The 9,356-nt window shown below is 43.7% G+C and carries 7 protein-coding genes, 1 other RNA gene and 1 other annotated feature; of the genes, 2 read left to right on the forward strand and 6 right to left on the reverse strand.

The window, feature by feature from the left end:
- Positions 1-420 carry a cysteine metabolism transcriptional regulator CymR gene (gene cymR, locus SLU01_RS14905; protein ID WP_147059745.1) on the reverse strand — a complete coding sequence of 140 codons (420 nt, stop codon included), beginning with the start codon at positions 418-420 and terminating at the stop codon, positions 1-3.
- Between the two features lie 130 nt (positions 421-550).
- On the opposite strand from cymR, the gene SLU01_RS14910 reads away from it, so the two are divergent.
- The gene (locus tag SLU01_RS14910) at positions 551-1,837 is read left to right on the forward strand and encodes a replication-associated recombination protein A (RefSeq protein ID WP_147059747.1); all 1,287 of its coding nucleotides are present in this window, start codon (positions 551-553) and stop codon (positions 1,835-1,837) included.
- A gap of 205 nt (positions 1,838-2,042) precedes the next feature.
- Here the strand turns inward: SLU01_RS14910 and SLU01_RS14915 are convergent, their stop codons facing one another.
- From SLU01_RS14915 to hisS, 5 genes are all read right to left on the reverse strand, one after another.
- The gene (locus SLU01_RS14915) at positions 2,043-2,948 is read right to left on the reverse strand and encodes a chemotaxis protein (protein WP_147059749.1); all 906 of its coding nucleotides are present in this window, start codon (positions 2,946-2,948) and stop codon (positions 2,043-2,045) included.
- A 184-nt stretch (positions 2,949-3,132) separates the two neighbouring features.
- On the reverse strand, positions 3,133-3,900 hold the full coding sequence (locus SLU01_RS14920; protein ID WP_147059763.1) for a tRNA threonylcarbamoyladenosine dehydratase: 768 nt from the start codon (positions 3,898-3,900) through the stop codon (positions 3,133-3,135).
- A gap of 99 nt (positions 3,901-3,999) precedes the next feature.
- Positions 4,000-4,181, reverse strand: a non-coding RNA gene (ssrS, locus tag SLU01_RS14925) — 6S RNA.
- Between the two features lie 94 nt (positions 4,182-4,275).
- The gene (gene aspS / locus SLU01_RS14930) at positions 4,276-6,033 is read right to left on the reverse strand and encodes an aspartate--tRNA ligase (RefSeq protein WP_147059765.1); all 1,758 of its coding nucleotides are present in this window, start codon (positions 6,031-6,033) and stop codon (positions 4,276-4,278) included.
- A gap of 18 nt (positions 6,034-6,051) precedes the next feature.
- Positions 6,052-7,323 carry a histidine--tRNA ligase gene (gene hisS / locus SLU01_RS14935; RefSeq protein ID WP_147059751.1) on the reverse strand — a complete coding sequence of 424 codons (1,272 nt, stop codon included), beginning with the start codon at positions 7,321-7,323 and terminating at the stop codon, positions 6,052-6,054.
- Positions 7,324-7,390: 67 nt separating this feature from the next.
- Positions 7,391-7,624: a binding site (T-box leader), on the reverse strand.
- Positions 7,625-7,791: 167 nt separating this feature from the next.
- Between hisS and SLU01_RS14940 the strand changes: the two genes are divergently transcribed.
- Positions 7,792-9,327 (forward strand): N-acetylmuramoyl-L-alanine amidase family protein, encoded by a 1,536-nt coding sequence (locus tag SLU01_RS14940; RefSeq protein ID WP_147059753.1) that lies wholly within the window; start codon positions 7,792-7,794, stop codon positions 9,325-9,327.
- The last annotated feature ends 29 nt before the right edge of the window (positions 9,328-9,356 follow it).

Genomic DNA, 9,356 nt, shown 5'->3' on the forward strand with positions numbered 1-9,356 from the left:
CTAAATATAAAACATATATCCATCCAAATTGGTGGATTCGTCTGATTCTACTAAGTCTTTTATCGTCGTTGAATCAAGTACTCCTCGTATTGCGTCCCCGATTCGATTCCATAATTCCTGTTGAGGGACATTGTCATCCTCGATCCCTTCAACGACCTGAATAGGACCTTCAAGTAATCTGATCACGTCACCAGCAGTAATTTCGCCGGGTGGTTTTGCAAGCTTATACCCGCCATATGCGCCCCGGACACTGTTGACGATCCCGCTATTGCGCAAGGCAGGGATGAGTTGCTCCAAATAGGCTTCCGATAAATTTTGCTCCTCAGCTATTTTCCGCAAAGGCAATGGCCTTTCGCCATACTTTTTACCAAGCTCCACGACAACCGTCAGTCCATAGCGGCCTTTAGTTGAAATTCTCATAGGTACCAACGTCCTTTTCTATAATTACGCTTCAAAATATTATAGCATAACTGCTATTGTCGTTCCTCCAAATGACTTCCTGACTTGCATTGTGTATAATAGTGGAACGGATGTACGGGGGAGTGATTTTATGCATAACGAACCATTGGCCTTTCGCATGCGGCCGAAAAATATCGATGAAATCGCGGGACAACAACATATTATCGGGAAAGACACAGCACTCTATCGAATGATTACAAAAGGGCATGTCCCTTCCATGTTACTGTACGGCGAGCCAGGAATCGGCAAAACCTCCTTGGCCTACGCCATAGCGGGAACGAGCCAAATGCCCTTCATTGCATTGAATGCAACGGTTTCAGGTAAAAAAGACGTAGAGGAAGTAGTAGCTGAAGCAAGAATCACCGGGAAGGTTATCCTATTTCTTGATGAGATTCACCGATTCAATAAACTTCAGCAAGATACGCTCCTTCCACATGTCGAAAAAGGATCTATCGTACTGATTGGGGCAACGACTGAAAACCCATTCCATGACGTTAATCCTGCAATTAGATCCCGTTGCGGAGAAATCCTGCAATTGAAACGTCTTGAAACCGAGGACCTTATTACATTGCTGAACAGGGCTTTGAATGATGAAGAGCGTGGTCTTGGAAAAACATCTATTAAAATGAATGATGCGCAAATACGTAAAATCGCTGAAGGCGTGAACGGAGACGCGAGAAAGGCTCTTACGCTTTTGGAGTCGATCATTTCTGCGAGTGATGAAGAGGATGGAACGATAACTGTTGAAGATTGGCTCATCGATAATCTGATTGGTCGAATCGGGCTTGTTGGTGATAAAAAAGGGTCCCATCATTATAATCTGTTGTCCGCCCTACAAAAGTCAGTGCGCGGCAGTGATGTCAACGCCGCCATTTTCTATTTAGCAAATCTGTTGGAAACAGGTGACCTCGTTGCGGTATCACGGCGTTTGCTCGTCATGGCATACGAAGACATCGGGTTAGCTTCCCCTGAAGTCGGTCCTCATGTGCTTGCAGCTACAGAAGCCGCCGTCCGGTTAGGGATGCCGGAAGCCCGTATACCATTGGCGAATGCCGTCATTGAAATGTGCCTTGCTTCGAAGTCGAATTCTGCATATAAAGCACTTGATGCTGCTATAAGGGCAATTAATGATGGAAAAACTGGGGACATCCCTCTTCATCTTCGGGACACGCATTATGCTGGGGCTGCGGAGCTTGGACATGGAGGATACCAATACCCCCATGATACCCCTATCGGTTCTTTCGGGGGCTGGGTCAATCAACAATATTTACCCGATAAAATAAAGGACATTGAGTTTTACGAACCGGTACTAGCAGGTGATGAGAAGAAATTGGCAGGCATTTATGAGCGGTTGAAGGAATTCAAGAAAAATAAATGATAGCTACTAAAAGCACTTCCCTCATTTTTTGAAGGAAGTGCTTTTGTTTCATCCAGCTCCGGGCGCCAGAGGCTCGGGGTCATAAGTCAAAGCTACTGCGTGGTAAAGAACACCACTTCGTATCTTTGTCTTATGCCTGTCGCCTCTAGGCAGGCGCCCTTCGCTTTTGGTTCATCCAGCTCCGGGCGTCCTTCGCTTTTGTTTTTTATAGTATATGCTGATCCATTTTCAAGACAAGTTCCGCGATTTCTGGTTTGCTTACTTGATCATTCGCACCTACGCTTATTCCTTTATGCATTAGTTCATCAGTAATAAGGGAAGAGAAGATGATGATTGGCAGCATAGCCAGGTCATTATTCGCACGGATACGTTTTGTTAAATGATGACCGTCCATTTGCGGCATTTCAATGTCTGTAATGATAAGTTGGACTTCATCTGTTACTTTTCCACCAGTTGCAGCGATGCTTTCCAAATACCCTAAAGCATCCTTGCCGTTTTCAAAAAACTCGATGTTCCCGTAACCAGCTTCGGATAATGTATCATTCAATAATTTTCGAAGTAATGGTGAATCTTCCGCAATGAGTATCTTTTTGTCGGATCTTTCACGAATTCCAAGCTTTTTCACTGCTTCCACCCGAATCCCGCTATCAGGATTGATTTCAAGGACAATCTTTTCAAAATCAAGTAGAAGAAGCATATCTTTTTCTCGTTTAATGACTCCGATAATTTGTGAAGTGTCGCCAGAGTAAAGGTCGGAAGGCTTTTCAATCTTATCCCATGATACTCGATGTATTTGTAGAACTTCATGGACATGGAATACGACTTCTTGCTTATTAAAAGCTGCAACGATGTACTTTCCTTCATTCTTGCCGATCGTTTGTGGCAAGCCCATCACTTTTTCCATGTTGATGACTGGCAGGACTTCACCACGCAGTTGGATAATCCCTTCGATGGAAGGATGTGCATGTGGGATGATTGTGAGCGGTGTCGGCATGATGATTTCTTTCACTTTGATGACATTGATGCCGTAACGGTTGTTCCCCATTTCAAATTCGACAATTTCCAATTCGTTTGTTCCACTTTCCAGCAATATACCACTCTTTGTTTGCATTTAATTCCAATCCTCTCTCGCTATATATATCGTTTTTACGGAGTTTATTTATATTTATAATTCGTTTGTTCTATGAGCAATGACCCATAAGCTGATTGTATCAGTTTCTATTTACTTGAACAATATTTATTTATAAATCTATAAAAAAGCTGTTTCCCTGTTTTGTTAGGGAAACAGCTTTCTATTATTTTTTGTCTTTTACTCGTTCAATTGGAATGTCTCTTACGATATCGTTAAGTACCCAGCTTGCGCATACAAGGCCCGCGACGGATGGGACGTATGAATTTGAGGCGGGTGGCATTTTTGCTTTTCGGATTTGTGCGTCTGGATTCCCTACTGTATCGACGACGTCTTCACGGATGACAATCGGGCTTTCATCTGAAAACACGACTGGAACGCCTTTTTTAATTCCTTCTTTTTTCAATCGCAACCTAATTACTTTTGCAATCGGATCTGTATGTGTTTTTGAAATATCCGCTATTTGGAAACGGGTCGGATCGAGTTTATTTGCAGCACCCATGCTGGAAATGATTTTAATGCCTCTGGAAACACATTCTTTAATCAGGTGAATTTTGTAACTGATTGTATCGGATGCATCAATAATATAGTCAGGATTATAACTGAAAATTTCTTCGTACGTCTCTTCCGTATAGAACATATGAAGACTGATCACTTCACAGTCTTTGTTGACATCAGCAATCCGCTCTTCCATTACTTCCACTTTTGAACGTCCGATTGTTGAAAGACTTGCTACGAGCTGCCGATTGATGTTTGTTATATCGACTGTGTCTTTATCGATAAGAATTATTCTGCCAACGCCGCTTCGAGCACATGCTTCTGCAGCAAATGAACCGACACCGCCAACACCTAGTATAACTACGGTAGTCTGGCGCATCCGTTCAACGCCTTCTTTGCCGATAGCTAATTCGTTTCGTGAAAATTGGTGCAACAATATGATTCCGCCCTTCTTATATAAGTCAATCAAAAACCCCTCCGCAAGTTCGCAAGAGGGGATTATAGTTAACGAGATAATTGTGTTAAAAAAACAGGAACGAATCCCGACTGTGCCGTTTTTGAAGTATCGTTTTGAACCCGCACTCAGCAGGTGGGTGCCTTATCCATCTTTTCTGAAGTCCCTGATAAGGGCATTCCATCCAACATAGAATAAAAACTCCCTACGATAATTATGTTCGGTCAAAACTGATTAACAAACAACGAACACTTCAGGATTCGTATTACTAGTATCCTACCACACATCGGAAATGAGTACAACGATTTTACATCGCCAATTTATTACAAGCTTCAAAGAAATGCTTGTCCTTCCTTCTTATTTCGACTGGATGGATATGCCTAATTCGGTTAGTTGGGCAGCATCTACAGTGCTTGGAGCTTCCGTCAACAGGTCGCTTGCACTTGCAGTCTTCGGAAAAGCGATTGTATCGCGTAAATTTGTCGAACCGGATAATAACATGACGATTCGGTCGAGACCAAATGCGATTCCGCCATGAGGAGGTGTTCCGTAATCGAAAGCATCCAATAGGAATCCGAACTGCTCTCTCGCCTGCTCTTCGGTGAAACCAAGCGCTTTGAACATCTTCTCCTGAATATCTCGCTTGTAAATCCGTAATGATCCACCGCCAAGTTCATAACCGTTTAAAACGAGGTCATATGCTTGAGCTTTGACGGAACTAGGATTGGATTCCAATTCGTCGACGTTAGCAGGCATTGTGAACGGGTGATGTGCAGCATAGTAGCGCCCATCCTCTTCAGAGAATTCGAATAGCGGCCAATCTGTTACCCATAAGAAGTTGAACTGCGTTTCGTCAATGAGGTTCAAATCTTTAGCTAGTTTCAAACGAAGTGCTCCAAGTGCATCTGCCACTACCGATTTTTTATCGGCTACGAATAACAGCAAGTCTCCCGCTTCAGCTTGAAGTGCATTTATTAACGCATCTGCAGTCTCCCCTTCGAAAAACTTGGCGATTGGTCCTTTCAGCCCTTCAGCATCCACCTTCAACCACGCAAGCCCCTTAGCGCCATAACGGCCGGCAAACTCCCCGAGTGCATCAATATCTTTTCGGGAGTAGTTATCTGCTGCACCTATTACGTTAATCGCCTTTACTTGTCCTCCTGACTCAACTGCGCCCGCAAACACTTTGAATGAAGAGTCTTTGACGATTTCTGAGAGATCCTGTAATTCCATGCCGAAACGAGTATCCGGTTTATCAGAACCGAATCTTGCCATTGCCTCGTCATATGGCAAACGGTCGAATGGAATTTCAATATCGATTCCTTTAACATCCTTCATTACCTTTTTCATGAGTCGCTCGTTTAATTCGATAATATCTTCAATTGACATGAAACTCATTTCCATATCGATTTGAGTAAATTCCGGTTGACGGTCTGCACGTAAGTCCTCGTCGCGGAAGCAACGTGCAATTTGATAATATCTATCGAAACCGGACACCATCAGCATTTGCTTGAACAACTGCGGCGATTGCGGCAATGCGTAAAATTCTCCATCATTCACGCGGCTTGGAACGAGATAATCCCTTGCTCCTTCTGGTGTCGATTTTGTCAAAATCGGTGTTTCCACTTCTAGGAACCCCTCATCGTCAAGGAAATTACGTACTGTCTTCGTAATATCCGAACGCATTTTGAAAACGCGGGCAAGTTGCGGGCGGCGTAAATCCAAATAACGGTATTTCAATCTGATTTCCTCATTGACGTCTGTCTCGTCTTCAATGATGAAAGGCGGCGTTTTTGCTTCGTTGATAATTTTAATGTTTTCTACATGTATTTCAATTGAGCCTGTTTGGAGTTTGTCGTTTTTTTGCTTCTCTTCTCGTTCAACAACTTTCCCTTGAACTTCAATGACAAATTCACTTCTAATCGACTCAGCAATTTCAAGAGCTTCTTTTGAGAAGTCTGGATTGAATACGATTTGAACGATTCCAGCACGGTCCCGAAGGTCAATGAAAATAAGTCCTCCAAGGTCCCTTCTTTTTTGTACCCAGCCTTGTAAAGTAACAGTCTGTCCTATAATATCCTCTGTCAATTGCCCGCAATAATGTGTCCGTTGCATATTGTTCATCTACCTTCCTTATTCCATCTGCTCTTTTATTTTTGCAATTAGGTTTGCATCTTCTACTTTTTCCTGTGTTCCTTCAGTCATGTTTTTCAACTGAACGACTTGTTCGTTTACTTCATCCTCGCCAATAATGATTACTATCTTTGCGTTGAAGCGGTCGGCTGATTTCATTTGCGCCTTCATTTTACGATCCATATAGTCCATGTCTGCACGGACGCCTGCGCTTCTAAGTTCATTCAATACGTTGAACCCTTTCCGGTGTGCCGCCTCATCCAGCGTAACGATATAGACATCCAGTTCCGGACCTTGTTTAAACGATTTCCCTTCCGCTTCCAATGCCAGTAAAAGACGCTCAATGCTCATCGCATAACCAATGCCAGGAGCCGAAGGACCACCGATTTCTTCTGCCAAACCATTATACCTGCCACCACCGCAAAGCGTCGTAATGGCACCAAATCCATCGGAAGTGCTCATGATTTCAAAAGCAGTGTGATTATAATAATCAAGGCCGCGCACTAAATTCGGATCGAGTTCGTATACGATGTCGATTGCTGCCAAATAATTTTTCACTTGGTCGAAATACACTTTGGACTCCTCATTCAAATAGTCCGTCAATGACGGAGCAGTTGCCATTAAAGGATGTTCGCGGTCAACTTTGCAATCAAGGATACGAAGCGGATTTTTCTCTAATCTCGACTGGCAATCCTTACAAAGTTCTCCGATGCTCGGAGTGAAATGTGCAACGAGGGCTTCTCTGTGCGCATTTCGGGATTCGGCATCGCCAAGTGAATTCAGAACTAGCTTAATATCCTTCAATCCCGCACGCTTATACACTTCCATTGCGAGAGATATCACTTCTGCGTCAATTGCAGGATCCGCACTGCCAATCGCTTCCACTCCGAATTGAACGAATTGACGATAGCGTCCGGCCTGTTGGCGCTCATATCGGAACATCGGGCCTTGGTAGTATAGCTTGACGGGCTGATCGGGATACCCGAACATTTTATTTTCGACGAATGAACGAACAACGGGAGCCGTCCCTTCCGGTCTTAGCGTCATGGATCGATTTCCACGATCCATAAATGTGTACATTTCTTTCGTTACGATATCGGTAGTATCCCCAACTGTTCGCTGAAACAATTCGGTCTGTTCGAAAATTGGTGTACGGATCTCTTTATAGCGGTAAATTTCGCACACTTCCCGAAGAATCGATTCAACTTGCTGCCACTTCCATGATTCGGACGGTAGAATATCTTGCGTCCCTCTTGGTACTTTAAAACTCATTTGACAAACCCCTTCCGTCCTATTATCAGACCGAAGAAGCTAAAAAAAGCCCCCATCCCTTGTTTGCACAAGGGACGAGAGCTATTGTCAGCTTCCGCGGTTCCACCCAAATTGGCATAAGAAAAATGCCCACTCGTATCCGGATAACGGCCGGTTCCGTCCGCGCCTACTGAAAAGAATTGTTCAGCACGGAGCCTCGATGGTGTTTTTCACTATATTCGCCTGTAGGGAGGATTTCAGCCACGTCCACCCCTCTCTTGTCAGCCCGACATACAGCTACTTTCCATGTCATCAGCAATTACTACTTTTGAATTAAGTTAAACTTGAAATGAAGTTAAGTAACACTTGATTTGAAGTTAAGTTAAACATAATCTTAATCATTCCCCAACAAAGTGTCAACCTTTTTCATTTCCATATGGTTTTTTCCATGGAAAACTTCTACAATGGAAAATAAGGGAGAGTGATAGTTTGTCGAAAGTAAGCAAGTGGATTCTAGCATTCATCCTAACTGCATCCATCTTCTGCGATATGACGATAATTTCCGCAAAGGGCGAAACAGTTATCATCAATACGAAGTCACTCAATGTCCGTTCAGGTCCAGGGCTTACTTATCCTGTGACAGGTTCAATGAAAATGGGTGAGCAGGCGGAGGTCTTGTCTTCGTCGGGAGACTGGCACGAAGTTAAAGTTGGGACAAGCACCGGATGGATCGCTTCATGGCTAGTAGTGAACGAAGGGGCAAAGGAGATTGTCAATACGACAGCAGTTTCGAAAGTGAATGCCTTGAATATCCGGACGGAACCTTCATTAAGTTCAGCTGTGATCGGGCAGTTAAATGCCGGGGAAGCGTTTGAAATAATCGGCAGAAATGGTGAATGGGCTTCCATCAATAAAAATGGGAAAGATGGTTGGGTACATACCGATTATATTTCAGAAGTATCACAGACTGATGAAGGACAACCGGAGATGGAAGTACAAACGGAAGATGTGAAAGTCGACCAGTTCACCGTTTCAGTGGATGCACTCAATGTCCGAAAAGGACCTGATCTTACTTCAAAGAAAGTCGACATGGTACGTAAAGGAGAATCCTTTCATGTCGAGGAAGTTGATGGAAACTGGATCCGCATTTCATTAGGAAAGAAGAAAAACGGGTGGGTATACAGCTTCCATGGCACACTCGGAACGGCAGCTGCAAAAGAATCAAAAACGTCTACAAGCAATAAGAAAGTCACGGTACTGACAAACGGCACGAATATCCGCTCTTCCGCGACAACTTCTTCTGATATCGTTTCACGGGTAAATGCAGGTGAAAAACTATCAGTTATCGGGGAAGAAGGCGAATGGTTCAATGTATCTTTGCCTTCAGGAGAATCAGCATTCATCGCAAAATGGGTTGTTTCAACCGGCGAAGTTGCACAAGCCTCATCAAGCGAACGTAAGAAAACACCTAGAGCTGCCGGGACATTAAAAGGCCTTACAATTATAGTAGACGCGGGTCATGGCGGAAATGACCGGGGAACGACGGGGACTAAAGGAACCGATGAAAAAATCCTTACTTTGATGACTGCTGAATTATTGGCGGCTAAGCTGAAAGCTGCGGGGGCCGATGTTGTGATGACACGTGATTCCGACACATATATCTCATTGCGCAAACGAGTAGCGATCAGCCAACAGTCAGATGCAGATGCTTTTGTCAGTTTACATTATGATGCCAATCCTGACAGTTCCATTACTGGATTTACAACGTATTATACTCATGGAAATCAGAAGTCATTGGCCACGTCTATTAATGACGGACTGGCCTCCACGATTAGCCTGCGTAATCGCGGCGCACAACCAGCCAATTTTTTAGTCCTGCGAGAAAATAGAAAGAATTCCATCTTGGTTGAACTTGGATTTTTATCAAATCCTTCCGAAGAGCGAATTCTCACAACTGAAATGTTTCGTGAACAAGCAACACACGGAATTTATCAAGGTTTGCTCGAATATTTTGATGCAAATTAACGTGGAATTAATCGAGTAGGAGGGAGTGA

Source organism: Sporosarcina luteola, from assembly GCF_007991495.1.
GTDB lineage: Bacteria > Bacillota > Bacilli > Bacillales_A > Planococcaceae > Sporosarcina > Sporosarcina luteola.